This is a genomic window from Microbacterium aurantiacum, assembly GCF_021654035.1.
Taxonomy (GTDB): domain Bacteria; phylum Actinomycetota; class Actinomycetes; order Actinomycetales; family Microbacteriaceae; genus Microbacterium; species Microbacterium aurantiacum.
The window spans coordinates 1,054,412-1,075,392 of sequence record NZ_JAJPDW010000001.1; the positions used below are offsets into that span (position 1 = coordinate 1,054,412).

Sequence of the window (20,981 nt, forward strand, 5' to 3'; positions counted from 1 at the left end):
CTGGCGGGCGGGGCCGCTCACACCCGCGCGAGCGGCCCCGCCACCCACGCCCGCACCTCGCGCGGAGTCCGCAGCCGCACGATCGCGAGGTCGGGCCGTTCGTCCGCAAGCCGCACGGGGAGCGCGTCGTACTTCTTCCTCGTCCGCACAGCCCACCGCACGATGTGGTCGCGTTCGGTGAGGATCGAGCGCAGCGGGGGCTCGACGTTGCCGTTCCACAGCTCCTCGCGCCGCATCCGACGTCGCACGGTCCGGCGCACCACGCGGGGGAGTGTCACCCGGAAGAACGGCAGGTCGAGCCAGACGAGCAGGTCGGCGTGCGCGGTGAGGGTCGGACGCGCGGCCCGATACTGCCACTCGGTCACCCACGTGGGGGCCTGAACCAGCGTGCGAACGTCGTCGAGAAAGGCATCCCGTGGAACCCAGTTCGGCCCGTGGTACAGCCCGTCGATCTCGGTGTGCGGCGCGTCGATGACCGACGCAATCTGCCGGGCGAGGGTCGTCTTCCCGGCCCCGGACACCCCCGCGACCAGCACCCGGCGGGGTCGGATCGGCAGGGGATCGTCGAAGGCCAGCACGCCTCGATCCTACGAACCGTCCGCCCGCCAGGCCGCCGCCCACGGGTCACAGCTGAGCCAGAAGCTCCCGCATCGTGGCGATCTCTTCGGTCTGCGACGCGATGATGTCGTTCGCGAGGGCGACGGCATCCGCGTTCTGGCCGTCGTCGACCTCGTCCTGCGCCATGTCGATGGCGCCCTCGTGGTGCTCGATCATCTGCTCGAGGAACAGCCGCGCGGCCTCTGTGCCGGTCGCGGCCTCGAGCGCCTCCATGTCGTCTTCGCTCATCATCCCGTCGCCGTGGTGCATGCCGTCCATGTCGTCCATGCCCGGCATGTCCGCACCCCACGCGTCGAGCCACTCTTCCATCTGCTCGATCTCGGGCTGCTGGGCGGCCTTGATCTGCTCGGCGAGCGCGGTGACCTCCGGGTCGATGTCGCTCTTCGCGAGAAGCGTGTCCGACATCTCGATGGCCTGCTCGTGGTGGGGGATCATCATCTGCGCGAACATGACGTCCGCACTGTTGGCATCCACCGCCTCCGCCGACGAGGACGCGTGGTCGCCGTGATCCATGCCGGGCATGGTCGGGGCATCGCTCGCGCAGCCCGTCAGTGCAAGGGCTGCGGCGAGGGTGACCCCGGCGATCGTCGCAGGGCGCATCGTCTTCATCATGGGAGTCTCCGTTCGGACGAGGTCTTCCGATTCGTGGCCTTCGGGAATACCCTTGGGGGGTATCCATGTTCGAGCATACGCCCATCGCTGAGAGACCGCACCCACGGGGAGTGAATCGATGTCCGATCCGCACGCACACCACCGGAATTCGCCGACGACGGATGCCGCCCTCGGCGATCCCGGCAATCACGAGGGTCATTCCGCCCACGTCGATCACTCGGCCCACGGCTCGCCGTCCGCCCACAGCGACCACGCAGGCCATGGCGACCACGCAGGCCACGGGGGTCACGGAGGCCACGCCGGTCACGGCGACCACGTCGGCCAGTTCCGGCGGCTGTTCTGGATCAACCTGATCATCGGCGTCCCCGTTGTGGCGTTCTCGCCGATGTTCGGGATGCTCCTCGGCTACGACGTCCCCGGATGGGCGATGTGGATCGCGCCCGCGCTCGGCACCGTGATGTACGTCTGGGGCGGGTGGCCGTTCCTCACCGGCGCGATCAGTGAGCTGCGCGCGCGCACGCCCGGGATGATGTTGCTGATCGGCCTGGCGATCACCGTCGCGTTCTTCGCCTCCTGGGGCGCGACCCTCGGCATCCTTGCTCACGAGCTGGAGTTCTGGTGGGAGCTGGCGCTCCTCATTGTCATCATGCTGCTCGGTCACTGGATCGAGATGCGCTCGCTCGCGCAGACCAGTTCCGCGCTCGACTCGCTCGCCGCGCTGATCCCCGATGAGGCGGAGCGCGTCGAGGGAGACCAGGTCGTCACCGTCGCTCCCGCCGACCTGCGGGTGGGGGATGTCGTCGTGGTCCGCCCGGGCGGCAGCGTCCCCGCCGACGGGAAGATCGTCGACGGATCTGCCGACATGGACGAATCCATGGTCACCGGCGAGTCCCGCCCCGTCGCCCGCACGGTCGGCGACCTCGTCACGGCCGGCACCGTCGCCACCGACTCGGGTCTTCGCGTCGAAGTGACGGCCACCGGCGACGAGACCACCCTCGCCGGCATCCAGCGGCTGGTCACCGAGGCGCAGAACTCCTCGTCGCGCGCGCAGCGCATCGCTGATCGGGCCGCCGCGCTGCTGTTCTGGTTCGCGCTCGGGGCCGCGGTCATCACCGCGCTCGTCTGGACGCTCGTCGGCTTCCCCGATGAGGCCGTCATCCGCACGATCACCGTGCTGGTCATCGCGTGCCCCCACGCCCTCGGTCTCGCGATCCCGCTGGTCGTCTCGATCGCCACCGAGCGTGCCGCCCGCGGCGGGGTTCTCGTGAAGGACCGCCTGGCGCTCGAGAGCATGCGCACGGTCGACACCGTCCTGTTCGACAAGACCGGCACGCTCACCAAGGGCGAGCCCGTCGTCTCCGCCGTCGACGCGGTCGGGGATCTCGATGCGGATGCCGTGCTCGCGCTCGCCGCGGCGGCGGAGGGCGACAGCGAACACCCGCTGGCGAAGGCGATCGTCCGCGCGGCGAAGGAGAAGGACCTCCGCTTGGCGCAGGCGACCGGGTTCACCTCGTCGCCCGCGGTCGGCGTCACCGCCACCGTCGACGGGGCCGAGATCCGCGTCGGAGGCCCGCGCCTGCTCGACGAGGTCGGAGCCGATGAGGTCCCCCAGGCCGACGCGTGGCGTCAGGACGGCGCGATCATCCTCCACGTCGTCCGCGACGGCGTCGTGATCGGTGGGCTGAAGCTCGCCGACGAGATCCGCCCCGAGTCGCGCGACGCGGTCGACGCGCTGCACGCCCTCGGCATCCAGGTGGTCATGATCACCGGTGACGCGGATGCCGTGGCAGACGCCGTCGGCACCGAGCTCGGCATCGATCGCGTGTTCGCGCACGTGCGTCCGGAGGACAAGGCCGACAAGGTCGCCGAGCTGCAGAGGGAGGGTCGCAAGGTCGCGATGGTCGGCGACGGCGTGAACGATGCGCCCGCGCTCGCGCAAGCCGACGTCGGCATCGCGATCGGTGCCGGGACGGATGTCGCGATCGCCTCGGCCGGCGTCATCCTCGCGAGTTCCGACCCGCGGTCGGTGTTGTCGGTGATCGAGCTCTCGCGCGCGACGTACCGGAAGATGAAGCAGAACCTGTGGTGGGCCGCCGGCTACAACCTGCTGTCGGTCCCGCTGGCGGCGGGTGTGCTGGCGCCGATCGGGTTCGTCCTGCCGATGTCGATCGGGGCGATCCTGATGTCGCTGTCGACCGTCGTTGTCGCGCTGAACGCGCAGCTGCTCCGCCGCATCGACCTCACGCCCGAGGCGAGCACGCGCGCGGTGCTCGACCGCTGAGCTCGGGCGTCGGCAACCGGCATCCGTTTTGACCTCGAAGGGTGGCGAGGTGATCATGGACACTCGTGTCGCTCGTGACGCCCACGATCCGATTTCGCTCCCCGACACCCCCGACAAGGTGCCCGATGCAGACCACCGTCGACACGTTCGCCGTCTCCTCGTCCGAGCGGGTCTTCCGGATCATGGCGTTCTCGACCGTGATCCCGCTCATGGCGTACCTGCTCGGGTTCGTGCTGCCGATCCTCGTGTGGCCGTTCGGGATCGATGTCACCGGCATCGGCGGGTGGACCCTCGCCATCGGCCTTTGGGGGACGGCGCTGCTTCTCGCTGCGACCCTGGTGTGGGTCATCCGCGACAAGGGCATCACGAAGACCTCGCAGCTGTGGACGCTCGTGGTCTTCGCCGCGGTCGTGCCGTTCCTCACGCTGGCGATCGGCTTCCGGTCCCTCACGCAGGCGGCGATCGTCGGCGCCGCCATCATTCCGATCGTCGCCATCGCGCTGGGCGTCGTCCTGTCGCGGCGTGAGAAGAACGACAAGCTCGACTCGCTCGAGCGGATGGTGCGGAGCACCGGTCGCGGTGTGATGGCCGGCGGGAGGACTCCCGCCATCGTCGCCGTCGTTGCGGGCGTGTACTCCGTCGCCGTCTACGTGGCGGTGTCGATCCGGATCATCGCGTTCCCTGAGCAGTGGAGCTCGGTGATTTCCTCCGACTCGGGGGTGTTCACTCTGCGGAGCGGGCAGGTCGGCATGCTTCCCGTCGTCATCGTCGCATTGGTGCTCGGGGTCGCGCTCACCTGGGGGAGCGCGGCCCTGGCCGTCTCGCGGTATCGCCTACGCCGACGGTTTCTGGACAGCGGTCGCACGCTCGACGATTTCTCGCTCGATCAGGTGAAGGCGGGCTTCGCGGATGTCGCTCAGCACGAGGCACGTCGCGGGAGGTTCCTGCGTGGGACACCGGTGACCCCGCCGTCCATTCCGCAAGCACCCGTTCCGCGAGCACCCCTTCCGCAGGCGGGGGCTCCGTTGCCCGCGCCGCAGGATGCCGCACCGACGCCCGCGCTGCAGGAGGCCGCCCCAGCACCCGCGAAGCGTGCGGGCCGCGGCGCGCTCATCACCGGCCTGGCGTTCCTCGGCTGGGCTGCGTTGAACTTCGCCATCGCGTGGAACCTCGGCTCGGACGGGGTCGATGCGGAACTGCGGATGTTCTACCTCGCGCAGTTCTTCATCTCAACGCTGGTGGGCGTTCCCGTTCTCCTGCGGTGCGTGCGCAAGGGCTGGTGGATGGTGATCCTCGGTCTCGTGATCGCCTTCGTGCTGACCGGCGTGGGTGCCGTCGCCGAGGGTCTGAACGCCTTCACCGTCGACGACCTCGTGAGCGACTGACACCGCCCGTCCGACCGGGTCGGTGTCGTCCCATCCGCGGACGCGGTGGATCGTCGCCGACTTCGGGTACGTCCCGCCGGGCCCGCCGATTTCGAACAGGTCGATGAGCAGGAACATCGGATACTCCGGCGCCTGCGCGATCCGCCGCACCACGACGCCCTCGCAGCCGATGACGGTCTCGCCGTCGCCCCAGATCACCGTCCATGTGTGCGGCCGCGAGGCGTCGATCGGGACCGTCACCCCGGCCATGTCGGTCCTGAGCGACGGATCGTGATGGGCCTTGATGCCCGTCCGTGCCCCGGTCGTCGCACCGACCGCGTGGGCGTCGATCTCGAACAGGCAGATCTCGCCCGACTCGTCGGGACTGCGGTGCTCGGTGCCGACCAGCCACGCGGCGACCATGGTGCCGGCATCCGTTCCCGCGGAGAGCGTCACCTCGATGCGGCCGCGAGACGGTGCGAACAGCAGTCGCTCGGGGGTCTCGGTCCGCACCCGGAGACCGTCGCGGTGCCGGTGGGTTCCGCGGTCCGAGCCGACGGGGCCCGAGAACGTGCCCGTCTGCAGGTTCGAGACGCGCAGCGGTGCGTCCTCGGGCCGCCAGTCGGGCTGGTCGGCGTCGATCCGCAGCTCCAGGCCCACGTCGACGAGGGCGTATCGCGCCCGTGCGCGCTCGGGCGTGGTCCACTGCGGCAGGTACTCGGCGACCCACAGCGCGGGGTTGAGTCCGCCACGAAAGTCGTCGTCGACGTCGGGTGCCCGCGTCGGTTCGGGAAGGCGATCGGATGCCGTCATATCCGCGATGCTCCCACGGGCCTCCGACACGTTCGTGGCGCCGGCAGCGGTCACGCGCCGGTGACGTGCCGAGCGTGCTCCTCAATTGAGGCGGCGATGGATGCCGGAACCGTGATGAGCGGATGATCGTCGAGGTCGTCGGGTTCGGCGTAGCTGCGGAAGCTCGTTCCGACCGATCTCGTGTGCCAGTACAGCGAGACGAGATCGAGCACATCGTCGTCGTCGAAATTCACGAACTCGGTGGTGACGCCGCCGTCGCTCCACGCCGCGATCTTCTCGGCGATCCAGGCGAGCAGGCCCACGGGTGAGTCCTGCAGCGCCGCCGCAAGGGTGTCCGGTCGAGTGCCCTGCTGGTGGGCATATCCGCTCTCGGCCGGGTCGCGCGTCGAGGCGAGGAAGTCGCGCTCGGCATCCGTCAGGACCACCCCGTCGCGCTTCTGTGCGGAGAAGGAGGGATGGGTGGCGATGATTCCCGCGACGGCATCGGGGTAGAGGCCGGCCATCCAGTCCGCGATCGGTGCGCCCATGTCTTCTCCGTACACCAGGTAGCGCTCGTAGCCGAGATGCTCCGTCATGAGGAGATGGAACGCGCGGGCGATGCGTTCCGCGCTGAACGGCACCGACGCCGCGGGGGAGTGACCGAACCCGGGGAGTGACGGCGCGACGATCGTGCGTGCCTTTCCCACGGCATCCGCGAGGGGGAGGAACTGCGCGTAGGAGTACGGCCAGCCGTGGATCACGATCACCGGTAGCGCTGCGTCATCGCCGACGCGGCGGAGGTAGTGAAGCGGGCCGATGTCGCTCGCGAAGACGTCCTGCCGTTCGCTCATGAGTCGACGCTCGTACGCGCGCCAGTCGTAGCCGTTCAGCCAGCGATCGCGGAGCCGCTCGAGCACGCGCATCGGGATGCCGCGCGATCAGTCGTCGCCCGGTGTCTGTGCGGGCAGCCGCGCGGCCTCCAGCCTCCGACGCAGATCGTCCAGTTCGGCCGCGGGGACGGGGAAGAAGCTGGGGGCGGATGTCGTCACCGGACCATCCTTCCCGTCACCACCGACACCGCCCGGCGGGTGGGGTGCCCAGCTGCGCTTCCTGCTGGCGCCTCCGCGAACGAACCGCTCAGCGCAGCACTTCCACCAGCGCGACCCACGACACGATCACCGCGCTCACGATCGCGAGCAGCGTGCCGGCCGCGACAATACCCGCACCGACCGCGAGGCCCGCGAGGAGCACGGATCCGCCGACGAGGTACGCGACGGTCGGGAGCCACGCGAGCACGATGTTGACGGCGCGTCGCCCGCTGCCCTGCGCGGCGGGGTTCGTGGCGAGGCGTGCCGTCGCGGCGACGGGGAAGATCGCCGAGATGGCCGCGATGACGATCACTCCGATGCCGAATCCGGGAAGAGAGAGGTCAGGCCAGAGTGCGATGGCGGACGCGGTCAGGCCCATCAGCAGGCTGGCGATGCCCGCAGCGAGGCGAGCGGTCAGCGTCGCTGCCTTGATGATCGCGGTGATGTTCACGCTGGCTGCGACGATGACGAGCCCGGCCAGGGCCGAGGTCGCCCCGACCATCGCGACGTTGAAGTCGCGCCACGCGTCGAGGGTCTCCATCAGCGCCTCCCGGTGTCACGCCAGCCCATGGCCGAGCTCGGGAACGAGATCAGATATGTCGTCATCGGATGCCTCCTCCACACGCAACGCGACCCCGCTCATCCTTGCCGGAGAACGGGGTCGCGTCGAGGGGGTGATCAGGCGATGCGCGAACGGTCGTAGGTGTTGCTGGAGTAGCTGAGGATGAAGTAGCCGATGAGGGCGAACAGCCACAGCAGGAAGACCGAGAAGACGGCTCCGTGGCCGAAGCCCTTGCCGAGGCGCAGGGCGACGATGATCGCGAAGACGATGTTCACGATCGGAACGATGTACAGCAGGGTCCACCAGGCCGAGAGGCCGGCGGCGCGGACGATGAAGAAGGCGGCGACGATCGGGATGAGCGCGGTCCAGCCGGGCTGACCGGCCTTGTTGAGGAAGGGCCACACGGCGGCGACGAACAGGACATAGCCGAGGAAGCCGCCGATCAGGCCGCCCGCTGTCGCGCCGGAGTTGGCGAGGTTGTCGGAGGTCACCAGAGGAAGAAGCTCGAGAGCGATATGCATGCGCGCGAGCCTAGGGCTCAACCTGTGCGCCGCGTGTGAACACTCCGACAAGACGCCGAAATCAGCGTGTTAACGCGGCCACGCGCGTCACGAGGTCACGCGCGGCGGCGCGCTCCGACGCGGATGCCGGTGAGGAACGCCACCCCGACGAGTCCGACGACGAAGAGGGTGAACCCGGCCGCGGTGACCGGGGCAATGGCCATCCCGGCGCTTCCCGGAACGAACGCGGCGTTCGCAAGTGGCTGGTAGGCGAACCACCCGAACGATGCGCTCGGGGGAGTCGCGATCCCGACGAGGATCAGCACGAACCCCGCAACCAGCGCGACCGCGGACACAACCCACCCGATGATCTCGCCGCGACGGCGTGCGGTGTTCATCGTTCGACCCTATCCACCCCTCGCAACCCTGCCCCGGATACACGACGGCGGGCCCCCGCGTCGAAACGCGAGGGCCCGCAGATCCGGCGGTGCCGGAAGACGTCAGATCACGCCTGGGAGCCGAGGGCGAAGCGGACGGATCCGTCCTGCCCGAGCTCGGCATCCAGCACACGGTCGTCGAGTGCGGTGTTAGCGGCCTCGTCGAGGAACACACGTGCGCCGTCGGTGACGACGACGGTGTCCTGCGGCTCCGGTGCGGGAGCGACGCTGAGCTCGAAGCCGTTCTGAGCGCCGGTGTCGCGGATGCGGACTCCTCCGTCGCCGGCCTCGGGGACGCGCGCGATGATCGTCTTGACGGCCTCGGCCGCGGTGTCGGTCATAGTAAGCATTGAGTGCTCCTTTCCTTCCTGCGGTCAACGAGGTGGCCACGATTCCGAGAATCCGCGCCGCCCGCAACCCATACCGCCGTATGGGCGTCGACTCACACCGGATACGGAGGTTCGTCCTCCGCGAGCGGATCACGCCGATGAGGAGAGCGGATGCCGAGCAGCGGCCACGTCAGCATCGCCACCGCGCCGACCACGATGAAGCCGCCGAACACTGTGAACGTCAGCAGTCCACCGAACAGGAGCTGAGGTGCTCCGGGGGAGAGGAGGAAGAGCCCGACTCCGAGCCCGACGTATGCCGCGGCGATCGCGCGCCACGCGGCGGCCCAGCGCGATCGCGGAGGGAAGACCCGTAAGAGCAAGCCGTGCACGTACCAGCCGATCGCGGCGAAGATGAGCGGGATCCAGGCGAACAGGAGCATGTCGTCGTCGCGGAGGAACACGGCCCACACCACCGCGGCGATGGCGAGCAGGATGCCGGTGTTCCGCAGCGCGTGCAGGAACGGGCTTCGGCCGACGGCCTCGGTCTCCGGGGTGTCGCTCGCCGCATCCTCGGCGTTCATACGCGTACCCCGATGACGGATGCCGGGGGAGTGCGCACGCCCCCACCCTACGCACGCCCGCGCTCGCCGTCGGGTCGTTGCGACCGCGATCCCGCCCCGGAACGCTCGGCTAAACTTGCCGGGCCAGCCTCTGTAGCTCAATGGAAGAGCAGTTGCGTCCTAAGCAAACGGTTGGGGGTTCGAGTCCCTCCAGGGGCACAGTCTCTTTTTGCATCTGACCAAGACTTTCTTCTGTGGTCAGACCGCACAAAAGTCGTTTTTGCCCGCTTTTTGCCCGCATTCTGAAATTTCGGCTGGCCGAAAACGAGCGCCTTCAGGGGCCTGCGCGACGTCTGAGAGCGCCAAGATCGAGCGTTTCGCGGCGGACGCGTGCCCGAGCATCCGCTGCACGGCCTTCACGTTCGCGCCCGAGCTGATCGCGAGCGACGCAGCGGTGTGGCGGAGGTCGTGAGGGGTGAGCCGCGGGATCGAAGGATCGAACGCCTGCGCACGCCGCACCGCGTTCGCGAACCATCCCTTACTGCCCGAGCTGCGCATGTGATGTACCCCGTCGCCGAACAGCAGACCCTCCGGCCCCTTACCGGCGCACGCCTGCTCGATCATCGGCGCGAGCCGCTCCGGGTAGGGCACCGAGCGCTTCTCGTGCGTCTTGGGCGTGCCGACGTGGATCTCGTACGCGATCATCACCGCGTTCTCTTCGATGACGAAGCGCCGGCGGAGGCGGTTCACGCTGCGCACCCGCAGCCCTGTCGCCTCGCCCCACCGGAGCCCGGTGTACGCCAACGTCAGGACAAGCGTCGGATACGCCGAGCACGCCGCCAGCGTCGCGACCTGGTCATGCGAGAGGTAGACGCGACGCTTGCCTGGGCCGCGCCGAGGAAGACTGCGCACGTTACGGGCCGGATTGCTGGCAAGGCGACGGTCGTCGATGGCAACGTCGAGGATGCCTGCGAGGACTCCCAGCGCGCGAAGCACGACCGTGCGGGACTTCTGCGTCGCGAGCTCTGACACCCAGTCCTGAACTTCAGACCGCCGGATCGACCAGATCTCCCTGTCTGCCCAGACCGGCGCGACGTGGTTCTTCCATGCCCGCTCGAGCGTCATGTAGTACGAAGGCTTCGACATCGGCGGCTGCTTCGACCGGAGCCAGCTGTCCGCGAACATCTGGACCGGCACCCGCGATGCCACGGGATCGATGTACTCGCCCTTCGACTTGGACACGGTGACCATGGACAGATAGAGCTTCGCCTCGCGCATCGTCGTGAAGCCGCGCTTCTGTGTTTCGGTGCCATCAGGCTTGCGGTAGCGCACGCGGTAGCGGCGGCCCTTCGCTGTTTCGTACGGGGCGATGGTGCCCATCTCGACCTCCGCTCGTGCCGGCTCGACGGTCAGTATCGGCCTAGTGTCGGACACAGGTCGGACGCCGTCAACGCGGCCGATTTCATATGTGGATAGATGGCGGAAGACGTCGTCAACTGGTGTTGGTGGGAGGGGCGCCTCCCTCCGACGCCGAGAGTGTAGCGATCGCTCGCGGCTCCGTTCTCGCCGCTCACTCCTTGCAGACTCCGCGCTGGCGCGCGTCGCTTAGCAGCCGTTCGACGACGAGCACTGCGCCGCGCCCGATCGCTGGTTCGCTCATTGTCAGAGGGAAGGCAGCGGTGCGATACCGTCGCACCGTGACGAGTGAGAGAGTTCGCGAAGCCTTGTCGGAGTTCGTGCGCGAGCGCGACTGGGCTCAGTTTCATACGCCGGCTAACCTCGCGAAGAGCATTTCGATCGAGGCGGGCGAACTTCTCGAGTGCTTCCAGTGGAGTGACGATGCAGACGAGGTTCGCGTGAGCGAGGAGCTCGCGGACGTCGTCACCTACTGCGTTCTGCTCGCGGCTCAACTGGGAGTCGACCTGGACGAGATCGTCCTGCAGAAGCTCGCCGTGACGAACTCGAAGTACCCCGCAGATCGATCGAGAGGGCGGAGCACGAAGTATGACGCCCTTTGAGATCGAGCGGCTCGACTTCACTACGCCCGCGATCTCCACTTGGGCGTCCGGCGATGAACGGCGTACCAACTGGCCCGTCGTCTACGTTCTCGACAGCGCCGGGTCCCCGGATGCGCCATCTGTGTACGTCGGCGAGACGGTCAGCGCTGTATCGCGAATCCGTCAGCACCTCCAGAATCCATCGAAGGCAGGCTTCCGCCGCGTCCGTGTCGTCATAGACGAGACGTTCAACAAGTCGGCGTGTCTCGACCTCGAGTCGCACCTCATCCGTTGGCTCGCCGGCGACGGGCACTTCACGGTGCTCAACGGGAACGAGGGCATCATCGATGCGCGATACTACGAGCGCGACCAATACCGCGAGAGCTTCCGTGACATCTTCGAGCAGCTGCGATCGGACGGGATCTTCCAGCGCAGCATCCCCGAGATCGAGAACAGCGACCTCTTCAAGCTCTCGCCTTTCAAGGTCCTCACCCGAGAGCAGGCCATCGCCGTCGAGCAGATCGTTGAATCGCTGCTCGCGGACCTCGCGACGGGCACACGATCGACCAGCGTCATCCAGGGCAATCCGGGTACGGGCAAGACGATCGTGGCGATCTTCCTGATGAAGCTGCTGGCGGACATTCGCGACTACGACGACACGGATGAGATCGAGCAAGACTCCCTCTTCTCTGAGTTCTTCGTACCCGAGAACCGGGAGCTCCTGAAGAGCGTTCGCGTCGGACTCGTCGTACCCCAGCAGTCGCTTCGAGACTCAATCAAGAAGGTGTTCAAGAAGACGCCGAAGGTCAGCGAGGACCATGTCTTGAATCCGTTCGACGTCGGCAAGTCGTCTATGCCGTTCGACCTACTCATCGTCGACGAGACGCACCGGCTCAATCGCCGCGCGAACCAATCCTCGGGAATACGCAACCGCGACTTCGCGGAAATCAACGCACGACTGTTCGGAGCTGATGACCTCAGCAAAACGCAACTCGACTGGATCCGCGCGCAGAGCACGCACCAGATTCTCCTCATCGACGAGCAGCAGGGTGTACGGCCAGCAGACCTCCCTAGCGAAGTTCTTGCCGCTGAGATCACTGATGCAAAGCGAGTGCATCGGTGGTTTCCGTTGGCGAGGCAGATGCGGGTGAGGGCGGACGCAGACTACGTGGGATTCGTCCGTCAGCTGCTTCGGGGTGAACTTCGCACGGGCGATCGCCCGGACTTCGGTGAGTACGACCTGCGGTTCTTCGAGAGTGTCGGAGAAATGCGGCAGGCCATCCGCGACCGCGACCGCGAGGTCGGGCTCGCCCGACTCGTGGCGGGCTACGCGTGGGACTGGAAGACCCGCGGCAACCGACCCGGCTTCGACTTCGAACTCGAGGGAACTGGCTTCGTCTGGAACCGCACAGACAAGGACTGGATCAACTCGCCGGGATCGATCGACGAGGTCGGCTCGATTCACACGGTGCAGGGTTACGACCTCAACTACGCCGGCGTGATCATCGGCGGTGATCTCCGATACGACGAGGTTGCTGGGCAGGTAATCGTAGACCGTGACTCTTACCGCGACAAGAAGGGGAAGGAGAACCTCAAGAAACTGCGCAGGCAGACCACCGACGCGGACCTCCTTACACTGATCCAGAACATTTACGGCGTACTCCTTACGCGGGGAATCCTGGGAACCTACGTGTACGTTTGCGATCCGGTTCTCCGCAACCACGTCGCGTCTGTCCTGAGCGCCGATCCGACATCGGGCACCGGCCTGCGAGTGTAAGGCGCGAGTCCGTCAATGGTTCTCGCGACGGCGGGAGCCCACTGAGGCGGAGCGGTTTCCACCTCGATCTGTCTGAGTCGGAAACCCGCAGCATCTCGGGGTTCGTCGATCGTTTCGATCGGACTGAATCGTCGCCGCTCTCGCCACAGAGTGGCCGACGAGCGGACAAAGCCGACTGGCGAGCGGCGGCGTATCCGAGTGTGAGGGTGCTGCCGGTCGACGACGTCGTGACCCAAGCGCATCGCGGCTCGTTCGGCAGTCGCCCTACATCTGATCCCACTTCGCCTCAAGGTTCAGGTTGGTCGGCTTCAGTGGTGTTGGTGTCGCCGGTGCGCTGAAGACGGTTCGCGATCTTGCCGGCGAAGCGCCCTGTCGACATCCGAGCGGCCTCGAGCGTCTCGGTCCCAAATCGACCCGCCGCCTGAAGGCCATCCCTGCCCGCACCGACCACGTCATCCCGCACGTCCGCTGCAGCCGCCGACCACCGTCGAGCCTCGAGCGCGGCGCGCTCATCGGCGAGCCCAAGTGTCGCGTGAAGTTCACCGACACCGGAGGCGACGTCGTTGCTCGCGTGGACGACGACTCGAGCCGAGACGGGGCTCAGCAGCACTCTTGCGTTCGCTCTGCTCGCGGCCGCGTCCATACGGGCGACGAGCTGCATGGTGGTCGTCGCGATGAGCTCGAGCCTCCGGTGGCGAGCCGTCTGCAGCGCGACGCGATGCTTGTCGAGCTCGTCCGGCGAGGCATCGAGTACACGGTCGAGCTCCAGCACCCCCATGGCCTCCTGCAGTTGGACGCAACGGGCGAGCACAGCCAGCCACTCCACCACGGTGTCCTGCGCCTGCTTCGACAGATCGGCGAGTTCACCGATCTTGGTCTCACGCTCGAGCTTCTCGGCGAGTCCGTCCAGTTGCCGCAGAGCATACGCCTGGGTTCGCGCGATCGTCGCCGCGGAGCCTTGCACCTTCGACCAAGTCACCTCGGACACTCGGCCGACCTCCGCACGTACGACCATCGCTTCGTCGAGCGTCAGTTCGATGCCGATCATGTCGGCAAGCACTGCATCTTTCTGCGCGCGGAGAATGTCGTCGACCTTGGCGTCGATCTTCGCGAGGTACTCGGTGATCTCCTCCATCGTCTGCTGCATTGCGTACTGGGCCATGATGCCGCCCACACCGGCGAGGATCGCGGGGTTGGTCAGCATGGCCCCCGGCTTTGCCACGAACTGCAGGTTCTTCGCGAATTGTCCGTTCGGCGCACGCGTCGTGGCGTGCAGGAAGTCGGTCGTCGAGTTCTTGACGAGCGGCAGCTTCTGGGCGGCCCTCGCTGACTCCTCGGTCAACTTCATCCATCGTCCGGCGTTCGCCGACACTTCGGATGCGGCCTGCACCACCGCCGCGCCCTTCGCCACCGACGGGCTCAGCCGCCGCAGATCGATTTCCCGCGACGGCAATCCCGTCGACGCGACGAACCGCTCGACGGTTGCGTGCTCACCGATGATCATGAGCCCGTCGCCGTCGCTGATAAGTTCAACTTCGTTGCCCGACGGAGCTGCCGGAGCCTCGAGTGGTTCGGAGTCGGTCATGCGCGGTTGTCCTTCTGTGGGTTGCGGCGTTCGGTCATCACTCAAACTCGAACTCGAGAGTGATCGCGGGGTCGATCGCCTTCACGATCTTGGTGTAGAACTGCTCTGCCTGCTCTTCGAGCACCGCTCGGAAGCCATCGATATGCTCGTCCACGGTCTGCGCAGACAGCAGTTCCTCGAACACTTCGGTCGTGTCGATCTCGGGGGTCGTCCAACTCAGCAGGCCGTTCTCTTCCTCAGCGACGCTCAGATCGGGGTTGGCGTAGCCCAGGTAGATGAACTTCGGGATCGTGATGCGGTACGCGTTGTCACCCGCGGGGACGATCTCGACGTCCCTCCCCTCGATGCCGAACTTGGCGTCGTATTCGTAGCGAACGAGCACCGACCGCTCGGTGCCTGGGAGGGTGAAGAGCTGGAAGTCGCCGATCGCGAGCTTCAGTCCGTCCGCGCGCTCCTCCTGGACATCCGTGATCCCCGCAGTGACGAGGATCACCTGCTCCTCGCCTTTGATTGACCGGATGACCTGGGTGTCGCGCGACTCCGCCGCGCCGAGGAACTTCCCAATCGTGAGCCCGGCGACCGCAGCTGCGCCGATGACGGCGAGGATGAAAACGACGAGCAGGATCTTGGCCCATGCCGGTGTCGTCCTGACGGGCTTTGATGCAGGTGCGGTCGCCGAAGGCGGCGCGGCCGAAGTGGTCATGCGGTGTATCCCCCAGATAGATGCGACGGTGCAGTCTTGTGAATGTATCGGGTCTGTGCGTCCTGTGTGCTCAAGCGCAGATCTTCGATGCAGCGGTTCGGCTCCGCGGACGCACAGTGTGCCCTAACTCCGCTATATCGACGTGGTCGAGCTGAACGGCTCCGACGATGTGGAGGCGTCGGTTTCTACAGACGGCACGGTGCGGGTCGACATCGACGGCTCGGGCGATGTCACTGGTCGCGCCCAGCGGCGGATTGTGCGGCGGGTGGCGACTTTTGTGCGCATGCGCGGGGTGCGCGGTCGCCGCCGGCTCCGTCGCGTGGTCGATGAGGGGCGCCTGATGGTCGACGTGAAACTAGACCGGTCAATCCAGATTCGGTGAGCGAGGGAACCTGGAGTTGAGGCGGGGCGAAACCCCGCGGGGTTACAGTCGGTCAATCCAGGTTTCTTCTTCGCGGTCGTCCCAAGACTTACCGGTCGTCACGCGACCCGAACGCCGTACGCGCCGCTGGAGCGCCCCGATCAGCCGATGGGCTGTCGCTGCGTCCAGGTCACCAACCGAGGTGATTCGGACGCCAGCAAGTTCGGCGGTGGCCTCGAACTGAAGCGCTGCGCTTCCGATGTCAAGCGCCGCAAAAAGCGCGCGGATCTCCGATCGCTGGCCATCCGCCATCGGGAGCGGACGAACTCCGGCCGGCTCCGCGTCATCGTCCTTGTCATCGAACATCGACAGCAGATCGCTCATCCACCCATTCTGGCTCGTGATGCCGCTAGATCGAGGCGAGGTGTTCAAGCGACGTGAGCACCACCAACCGGTCCTGGGCTCGGGTGGCGCCGGCATAGATCAGGTCGGGCAACCGTGAACTTGTGCCTGAGATGTCGGTCAAGATGACCGCTGGAGCTTCCATTCCCTTGAACTCGTGAATCGTTCCCCAGCGGATGTAAGAAGTGTCTCGAATGCCGGACCCCAGTGTTGACACCGAGATCTTCTGGTCGATCGCCCGCTGCGCGGCTGAGTCGCGGTAGGGGGCGAGGATGACGACGTCCTTGGGCCCGTAACCCTCGGCACGTAGACCACGGATGACGTCATCGAGCATGTTCACTTCGTCGGCCTTCGACGCGAAGTGCCGAACCTCGACGGCGTTCCCGGCTACGCCATCCCGACGAAACTCCTTGCAAATACCCGATCGGTCGCTGGCACGTTCCGCCCACTCACCGATGTCACGTCGGTTCCGGCAGTTGGTGTCGAGATCGACCGGCACGATGCCCGGCACGCGACGTTCGATCGTTTCGCGCCCGTCGTCGATCCCGCTCCGGAAGATGTTCTGGTTCGAGAAATCTCCGAGGAGGAGCATCCGCCCGTCGCTGAGGCCGCCGACGAGCATCGTGTCCAGAAAGTCGAGATTGAGGTCGGACGCGATGTCCTGGGCCTCGTCGACGATGAGGTAGTCGTAGGGCGGGTCGAAGCCCGACTCGGTCGCCTTCTCGAGCGCGGTAAGCGGAAGGTGGGTGTTGTACCAGTCAGCATCCCCGTTCGCCGGCGAGGTTACCCCGCCGACACGCTCCATCTCGGCATGAAGACGCGTGGCTGTGACACCGTCAACGTCAGCAAGCGCTGATCGCAGGTGACCTTCGAGCAGGCGGTTGAACATGACGACGAGAACCCTCTCGCCCGCGCTGGCGTGTCGTCGTGCCGCCTCAGCGGCAATGTAGGTCTTGCCCGTTCCTGCTGGTCCCTCAATCAGCACACGGGGCACTCTGCTGATCAGATTGAGCGACCGCACCTGATCAGCCGTGAACAATGACAGCTCCTGCTCACGGCGGCGTCTGCGCTCAGCGGGCTTGATCTCAGCAGCGAAGCTCGGCACGAGAGCATCCCGGACTCGGTCAAGGCGCTCTGCCGTCGGCTCGCCTGCGACGTGTCGGTATCCACCGTTCTTCGCCACAGTGTCCTTGTCCACCGCAGCCAGTACTCGCCGCACGGCGCTCGCGGGTTGGGCAAGGTCGCTCGCGTCGAGCACCGCCCACTCTTGCCACCCAATCGCAGGTGGGATGTTCTGTTTCGCGATTGCCGTGAACCACACCGCATATCCAGCCGGGTAAGCGAGGGGCTCAATTGTGCGCTGGCGCAGGAAGTGAAGGATGCTGTGAAACTCGCCGCTGGCCTGCGTGAAGGGAGACCGGTCAGTCCAGTCGTCGTTGCCGAGCTTCCACCGGCCAGCAGCGTCCGTCTGCACGCGGAGGTGAGACTTGACCTCGATCACCAGGATGCCGAGCCCAGGTGCCATCACGACGAAGTCGGCCTCGCCCTCCCGCTGTGTGACGTGCCGACCGATCGCGAGTGAATGGAAGACAATCCAGTCGTCGGCGCCCGGAGCATCTCGGAGCGCGGCGAACGCGGCACGCTCGCCCGGTGCTGCATCGTCGGCGATCGTCGACGGAATCATGCGCGCCATTTATAGGCCCACCCGCCGGCGCTGTCGGACGCTCGACTGCGACGGCTCGAAGTCTAGGTCGCTGGTTACGAGCTTCCGCAGGTTTAGGAACTGATCCGCTGGTGCCGATTCCATTGCTTCGCGAAAGCCTGGCTCTGCCAGCTGCGTGCGCATACCGGCGAGCCATTCCCACCAGGTATCGTCGGTCACCCGATTTGCAGCGCGAAGATCGCACTCGTCCTCGCTGAGTCGCAGGTAGGAACGGATTGCGATCGTGCGCCGCTTCAGTCCTTCGTCCGGTGACAGAAGTTCGGACTCGGCGAGCTGATCCATGATGGCCCAGTAGCGGGCTACGTACATGTTCTCCAGGTCGCGGTGGAGCTGCGTCCGCTGAAGACGGATTTGCACGCCGACTACGATGACCGCGGCGAGCGCTGCAAGGCCGATGAGGGCTGACGCGAGGGACGACCATGCCGAAAGCACATCAGTCCAGAGTGGTTCGCTCACGATGCCGAATCCTTACAGAGGAGTCGGACATCGCAGTGCGTGCACTTCTCCTTAGCCGGGGAGGGAGCAAACACGAGGGACCTTAGCCCGGCTGCGGCCGATTGCACCCGTGCCTCTGCAGCCGTGATCGCGTCGTCCGCGACGTCCACGGAGTGACGCACACCCTTCCCCATGTCGTGGACGAATCCTGCCGACACGGTCAAGCCCTCACGCCGACCGGCGTCCGCGTAGATCTGGAGCTGCAGTGGTTCGATCTCTGGCCCAGTCGCCGTCTTGTAGTCGACGATCGCCAGGTTCGAGGGCACACCGCCGTGATCGTCGTAGATCACGTCGGCACGCCCTGACACGACGACCCCGTCGAGGTAGAGCTCGAACGGGCGCTCGGTCGCCCAGGTTCGCAGGAACTCGTCTGGGTGGTTATCGAGGTAGGTCTGGACGAGAGCACGGGCTCGCGCCTTCATCTGCTTATGCGCCGGCTTGTTCGCGAAGGGAAGAAAGAAGTCCGAATCGATGAGAGCGTCGATCTCAGACGCTCTAGGCATGTGTCCGGTCGACTTCGTCTGCTCGGCGAGCACGCGCATGACGTGATGCACGGCGTTGCCGTAGCCGAGTTCGTCGCGGACGGGAGGCAGGAAGCCCAGTCGGGAACGAAGCAGAAAGCTGCGCCCGCAGGCGAGGTAGGCGGCCACGTCGCTGTAGCTGACCTGCAGGTCGGGTTCCTCGATCGACTTGGCGTCGAACGAGTCGGCGCTGCCACCGGCGCCGGCGATGTCCCGCGCAGCCTGAAGATACGGCGATGGTGCGCCCGACTGCTTGTTAACACGAGCATGCGACGAAAGCGATACCCAGTCCCGGGCGCGAGTGACGGCGACGTAGAAGAGGCGACGTTCGTCGGCATCCGATCCCTCGTAGCGGGATGCCTCGAACATATCGCGCGGGAGCAGCCACGTCTGCTGTGATCCAGCCCGCATCGACGGGAATCGCTTCTTCGTGAGAGAGGGAAGAAACACGACCGGCCATTCGAGGCCCTTGGCGCCGTGCACCGTGCCCAGGGCGACGGCGTCTCCTGTCAGGTCCTCCTCGCCGTCGAAGTCGTCGTACTCACCGGACGCGTAGTTCACCATGAGGATCGCGAGGCTCTTGTAGTACCACGGGCTCCACGACGCGCCGACCTGCTCGCCGGGGTTAGCGGGATCGCGCCGCGACCGTCGCTGAACCGACTCGTAGTCGGCGAGCACCTGCGTGAAACGCGCGATCGTGCCGAGAGTGTTGCGGACGATCGCGTCGTCGAGGTCCCACTCCTTGACGCCGAGGAGTCCCAGCAGCGCGTAGAAATCGCCGATGAGATCGACGGGGGAGGACGTGTTTGCGACCTGCGCCTTCCATGCGGTGAGGTGGTGGCGCACGAGCTGAAGCGATCGTCGATTCAGTGTGAACGCGCGCACCAACGCAACGACGACCTCATCAAGAGTGACGTCAACACGCGTGGCCGTGCCGGCGAACTTCCATTGCAGGTCGGCCAGCCAGGCGTACACCGACCCCACGGCGTCGGCGGCAGGCTGCTCGAAGAGCCCGGTGCGGCCACCCGGCTGAACGGGGATGCCGCGCGCTGCGAACGCGGTCATTATTTTGGGGTAGGCGGCCTTTCCCCGCACCAGGACCGCAACCGAACGGAACGGCACTCCCGCCGAGTTCAGCTCGAGGATGCTCTCGGCGATCTCCTCGGCCTCGTCTGCTTCGGTTCCTGTGCCGACGTTGACCTTCACGGACTCACCCGATGCCGCCCGGAAGGGCAGCATCTCCTTGTCGAGACGGCCGGGGATCGTGCCCGCGAACTCGTTGGCGAGCGCGACGATTCCCGGACGAGATCGGCGGTTCGTGAGAAGCCGGAACTGGGTGACTCCCGGGTATCGGTTGGTGAATGTCACGATGTTCTCGACGGCTGACCCGCGCCACTGGTAGATGGCCTGGTCGTCGTCACCTACAACGACGAGATCCGCACGCCCGACGGGGGTTGCGAGCAACCCGATGAGACGCTCCTGGACGGGATTGATGTCCTGGTACTCGTCGACGATGAGGTGTTCAACGACGGCACTGACTGCGGAGTGGACGTGCGGCTGCTCGAGCGCCCGCACCGCCTGGACGATCTGCTGGCCGAAGGTCAGCACGCGATACCGATCGAGCGTCGCGTAGTAGTCCCGTACCGCATCCTTGAAGTCCCCATCGGGGAGCTCGTCGGGATCGATCAGCTCGTTCTCGATCACGTCCACGCTGCGCAAGAAGTTCTTGATCCCTGCGAAGAGCCCGGTCCCGAACCGCTTCAGGTTTAGGCGCGTACCCTCCCGGACCATCAGCGCCACGAGCTGGTTTTCGTCGATCAGCGAGTACGCCTCGAACCGTGGGTCGTACGTCTGCAGCAGTCGAAAGCAGTACGCGTGGATAGTACTCACCTGCAGCTGCCCAAGCTTGTCGCCGGCTGCCTTGCCGACGCGTGCCGTGACCCGCTGTCGGATGCGCTCCTTGAGCTCGGAGGCGGCCTTCTCGGTGAAGGTGAAAGCGACGATCGTTGTCGGCTCGACGCCGCTGGCGATGAGGTCGGCTACCCGTTGCGAGACCACCTCGGTCTTGCCGGAGCCTGCGGCGGCGATGATTTGGATGTGTCCGCCGCGATGGGCGACGGCATCCGCGGCGTCGCCCTCGAGCGTCGGGATGTCGTTTTCCTTGCCGTCCACAGTGTCTGACACGATATCGGGAGCGAAGCGAACAGCCCGTCACATCGATGTCGGCGGCGCGTGCCAGAGTGTCGCTAACGGGGGACATCGCGCACTGAGCCG

20 protein-coding genes and 1 tRNA gene are annotated in these 20,981 nt (G+C 66.3%); 6 read left to right on the top strand and 15 right to left on the bottom strand.

What is annotated here, in order from left to right:
* Positions 1 to 17: 17 nt before the first annotated feature.
* Both LTL01_RS05115 and LTL01_RS05120 read right to left on the bottom strand, forming a co-directional pair.
* On the bottom strand, positions 18 to 578 hold the full coding sequence (locus tag LTL01_RS05115; protein ID WP_236967640.1) for a P-loop NTPase family protein: 561 nt from the start codon (positions 576 to 578) through the stop codon (positions 18 to 20).
* Positions 579 to 624: 46 nt separating this feature from the next.
* A complete protein-coding gene (locus LTL01_RS05120; RefSeq protein WP_236967641.1) occupies positions 625 to 1,227 on the bottom strand; it encodes a DUF305 domain-containing protein in 603 nt (200 codons plus the stop codon).
* Between the two features lie 121 nt (positions 1,228 to 1,348).
* Between LTL01_RS05120 and LTL01_RS05125 the strand changes: the two genes are divergently transcribed.
* Both LTL01_RS05125 and LTL01_RS14820 read left to right on the top strand, forming a co-directional pair.
* Positions 1,349 to 3,511, top strand: a complete 2,163-nt coding sequence (locus tag LTL01_RS05125) for a heavy metal translocating P-type ATPase (RefSeq protein ID WP_236967642.1) — start codon at positions 1,349 to 1,351, stop codon at positions 3,509 to 3,511.
* Between the two features lie 125 nt (positions 3,512 to 3,636).
* Positions 3,637 to 4,896 carry a hypothetical protein gene (locus tag LTL01_RS14820; protein ID WP_236967643.1) on the top strand — a complete coding sequence of 420 codons (1,260 nt, stop codon included), beginning with the start codon at positions 3,637 to 3,639 and terminating at the stop codon, positions 4,894 to 4,896.
* 842 nt (positions 4,897 to 5,738) lie between these two features.
* Here LTL01_RS14820 and LTL01_RS05140 read toward each other — a convergent pair.
* From LTL01_RS05140 to LTL01_RS05165, 6 genes are all read right to left on the bottom strand, one after another.
* Positions 5,739 to 6,590: an alpha/beta fold hydrolase gene (locus tag LTL01_RS05140; RefSeq protein WP_272877646.1), complete on the bottom strand. Its 852-nt coding sequence runs from the start codon at positions 6,588 to 6,590 to the stop codon at positions 5,739 to 5,741.
* Between the two features lie 214 nt (positions 6,591 to 6,804).
* Positions 6,805 to 7,296: a hypothetical protein gene (locus LTL01_RS05145; protein WP_236967645.1), complete on the bottom strand. Its 492-nt coding sequence runs from the start codon at positions 7,294 to 7,296 to the stop codon at positions 6,805 to 6,807.
* 137 nt (positions 7,297 to 7,433) lie between these two features.
* Positions 7,434 to 7,838 carry a DUF5684 domain-containing protein gene (locus LTL01_RS05150; RefSeq protein ID WP_236967646.1) on the bottom strand — a complete coding sequence of 135 codons (405 nt, stop codon included), beginning with the start codon at positions 7,836 to 7,838 and terminating at the stop codon, positions 7,434 to 7,436.
* A gap of 95 nt (positions 7,839 to 7,933) precedes the next feature.
* On the bottom strand, positions 7,934 to 8,215 hold the full coding sequence (locus tag LTL01_RS05155; protein WP_236967647.1) for a hypothetical protein: 282 nt from the start codon (positions 8,213 to 8,215) through the stop codon (positions 7,934 to 7,936).
* A 107-nt stretch (positions 8,216 to 8,322) separates the two neighbouring features.
* Complete coding sequence (locus LTL01_RS05160) at positions 8,323 to 8,595, bottom strand: Fe-S cluster assembly protein HesB (protein ID WP_236967648.1); 273 nt, start codon at positions 8,593 to 8,595, stop codon at positions 8,323 to 8,325.
* Between the two features lie 101 nt (positions 8,596 to 8,696).
* Positions 8,697 to 9,164 (bottom strand): hypothetical protein, encoded by a 468-nt coding sequence (locus LTL01_RS05165; RefSeq protein ID WP_236967649.1) that lies wholly within the window; start codon positions 9,162 to 9,164, stop codon positions 8,697 to 8,699.
* 126 nt (positions 9,165 to 9,290) lie between these two features.
* Here LTL01_RS05165 and LTL01_RS05170 point away from each other — a divergent pair.
* Positions 9,291 to 9,362, top strand: a tRNA-Arg gene (locus LTL01_RS05170).
* A 39-nt stretch (positions 9,363 to 9,401) separates the two neighbouring features.
* Here the strand turns inward: LTL01_RS05170 and LTL01_RS05175 are convergent.
* Positions 9,402 to 10,523, bottom strand: a complete 1,122-nt coding sequence (locus tag LTL01_RS05175) for a site-specific integrase (protein ID WP_236967650.1) — start codon at positions 10,521 to 10,523, stop codon at positions 9,402 to 9,404.
* A 317-nt stretch (positions 10,524 to 10,840) separates the two neighbouring features.
* Here LTL01_RS05175 and LTL01_RS05180 point away from each other — a divergent pair, with 317 nt between their 5' ends.
* Both LTL01_RS05180 and LTL01_RS05185 read left to right on the top strand, forming a co-directional pair.
* On the top strand, positions 10,841 to 11,161 hold the full coding sequence (locus tag LTL01_RS05180; protein ID WP_236967651.1) for a nucleotide pyrophosphohydrolase: 321 nt from the start codon (positions 10,841 to 10,843) through the stop codon (positions 11,159 to 11,161).
* Positions 11,148 to 12,917 carry a DUF2075 domain-containing protein gene (locus LTL01_RS05185; protein ID WP_236967652.1) on the top strand — a complete coding sequence of 590 codons (1,770 nt, stop codon included), beginning with the start codon at positions 11,148 to 11,150 and terminating at the stop codon, positions 12,915 to 12,917. The genes LTL01_RS05180 and LTL01_RS05185 overlap by 14 nt, the downstream gene beginning before the upstream one ends.
* A 286-nt stretch (positions 12,918 to 13,203) precedes the next feature.
* On the opposite strand, the gene LTL01_RS05190 is transcribed toward LTL01_RS05185, so the two are convergent.
* Positions 13,204 to 14,502, bottom strand: coding sequence for a hypothetical protein (locus tag LTL01_RS05190; protein WP_236967653.1), 1,299 nt, complete (start codon positions 14,500 to 14,502; stop codon positions 13,204 to 13,206).
* 37 nt (positions 14,503 to 14,539) lie between these two features.
* Positions 14,540 to 15,205, bottom strand: a complete 666-nt coding sequence (locus LTL01_RS05195; RefSeq protein WP_236967654.1) for a hypothetical protein — start codon at positions 15,203 to 15,205, stop codon at positions 14,540 to 14,542.
* A gap of 142 nt (positions 15,206 to 15,347) precedes the next feature.
* Here LTL01_RS05195 and LTL01_RS05200 point away from each other — a divergent pair, with 142 nt between their 5' ends.
* A complete protein-coding gene (locus LTL01_RS05200) occupies positions 15,348 to 15,587 on the top strand; it encodes a hypothetical protein (protein WP_236967655.1) in 240 nt (79 codons plus the stop codon).
* Positions 15,588 to 15,629: 42 nt separating this feature from the next.
* On the opposite strand, the gene LTL01_RS05205 is transcribed toward LTL01_RS05200, so the two are convergent.
* Genes LTL01_RS05205 through LTL01_RS14825 form a run of 4 tightly spaced genes read right to left on the bottom strand, consistent with a single transcriptional unit; the run spans position 15,630 to position 20,879 of the window.
* Positions 15,630 to 15,950: a hypothetical protein gene (locus tag LTL01_RS05205; protein WP_236967656.1), complete on the bottom strand. Its 321-nt coding sequence runs from the start codon at positions 15,948 to 15,950 to the stop codon at positions 15,630 to 15,632.
* Positions 15,951 to 15,975: 25 nt separating this feature from the next.
* Positions 15,976 to 17,652 (bottom strand): nuclease-related domain-containing DEAD/DEAH box helicase, encoded by a 1,677-nt coding sequence (locus LTL01_RS05210; protein WP_236967657.1) that lies wholly within the window; start codon positions 17,650 to 17,652, stop codon positions 15,976 to 15,978.
* A gap of 9 nt (positions 17,653 to 17,661) precedes the next feature.
* Entirely contained in the window at positions 17,662 to 18,147 is a 486-nt protein-coding gene (locus LTL01_RS05215) for a hypothetical protein (RefSeq protein WP_236967658.1), read from the bottom strand.
* Complete coding sequence (locus LTL01_RS14825) at positions 18,144 to 20,879, bottom strand: ATP-dependent helicase (protein WP_236967659.1); 2,736 nt, start codon at positions 20,877 to 20,879, stop codon at positions 18,144 to 18,146. Before LTL01_RS14825 ends, LTL01_RS05215 begins: the two co-directional genes overlap by 4 nt.
* Positions 20,880 to 20,981: the final 102 nt, after the last annotated feature.

Excerpts from the sequence above, each read along its gene's own strand:
- LTL01_RS14820 (WP_236967643.1), top strand. The coding sequence starts at position 3,637 with ATGCAGACCACCGTCGACACGTTCGCCGTCTCCTCGTCCGAGCGGGTC.
- LTL01_RS05185 (WP_236967652.1), top strand. The coding sequence starts at position 11,148 with ATGACGCCCTTTGAGATCGAGCGGCTCGACTTCACTACGCCCGCGATC.
- LTL01_RS05190 (WP_236967653.1), bottom strand. The coding sequence starts at position 14,502 with ATGACCGACTCCGAACCACTCGAGGCTCCGGCAGCTCCGTCGGGCAAC.
- LTL01_RS05175 (WP_236967650.1), bottom strand. The coding sequence starts at position 10,523 with ATGGGCACCATCGCCCCGTACGAAACAGCGAAGGGCCGCCGCTACCGC.
- LTL01_RS05150 (WP_236967646.1), bottom strand. The coding sequence starts at position 7,838 with ATGCATATCGCTCTCGAGCTTCTTCCTCTGGTGACCTCCGACAACCTC.
- LTL01_RS05140 (WP_272877646.1), bottom strand. The coding sequence starts at position 6,590 with ATGCGCGTGCTCGAGCGGCTCCGCGATCGCTGGCTGAACGGCTACGAC.
- LTL01_RS05120 (WP_236967641.1), bottom strand. The coding sequence starts at position 1,227 with ATGAAGACGATGCGCCCTGCGACGATCGCCGGGGTCACCCTCGCCGCA.
- LTL01_RS05205 (WP_236967656.1), bottom strand. The coding sequence starts at position 15,950 with ATGAGCGATCTGCTGTCGATGTTCGATGACAAGGACGATGACGCGGAG.
- LTL01_RS05160 (WP_236967648.1), bottom strand. The coding sequence starts at position 8,595 with ATGACCGACACCGCGGCCGAGGCCGTCAAGACGATCATCGCGCGCGTC.
- LTL01_RS05195 (WP_236967654.1), bottom strand. The coding sequence starts at position 15,205 with ATGACCACTTCGGCCGCGCCGCCTTCGGCGACCGCACCTGCATCAAAG.
- LTL01_RS05125 (WP_236967642.1), top strand. The coding sequence starts at position 1,349 with ATGTCCGATCCGCACGCACACCACCGGAATTCGCCGACGACGGATGCC.
- LTL01_RS05145 (WP_236967645.1), bottom strand. The coding sequence starts at position 7,296 with ATGGAGACCCTCGACGCGTGGCGCGACTTCAACGTCGCGATGGTCGGG.
- LTL01_RS05165 (WP_236967649.1), bottom strand. The coding sequence starts at position 9,164 with ATGAACGCCGAGGATGCGGCGAGCGACACCCCGGAGACCGAGGCCGTC.
- LTL01_RS05155 (WP_236967647.1), bottom strand. The coding sequence starts at position 8,215 with ATGAACACCGCACGCCGTCGCGGCGAGATCATCGGGTGGGTTGTGTCC.
- LTL01_RS05210 (WP_236967657.1), bottom strand. The coding sequence starts at position 17,652 with ATGATTCCGTCGACGATCGCCGACGATGCAGCACCGGGCGAGCGTGCC.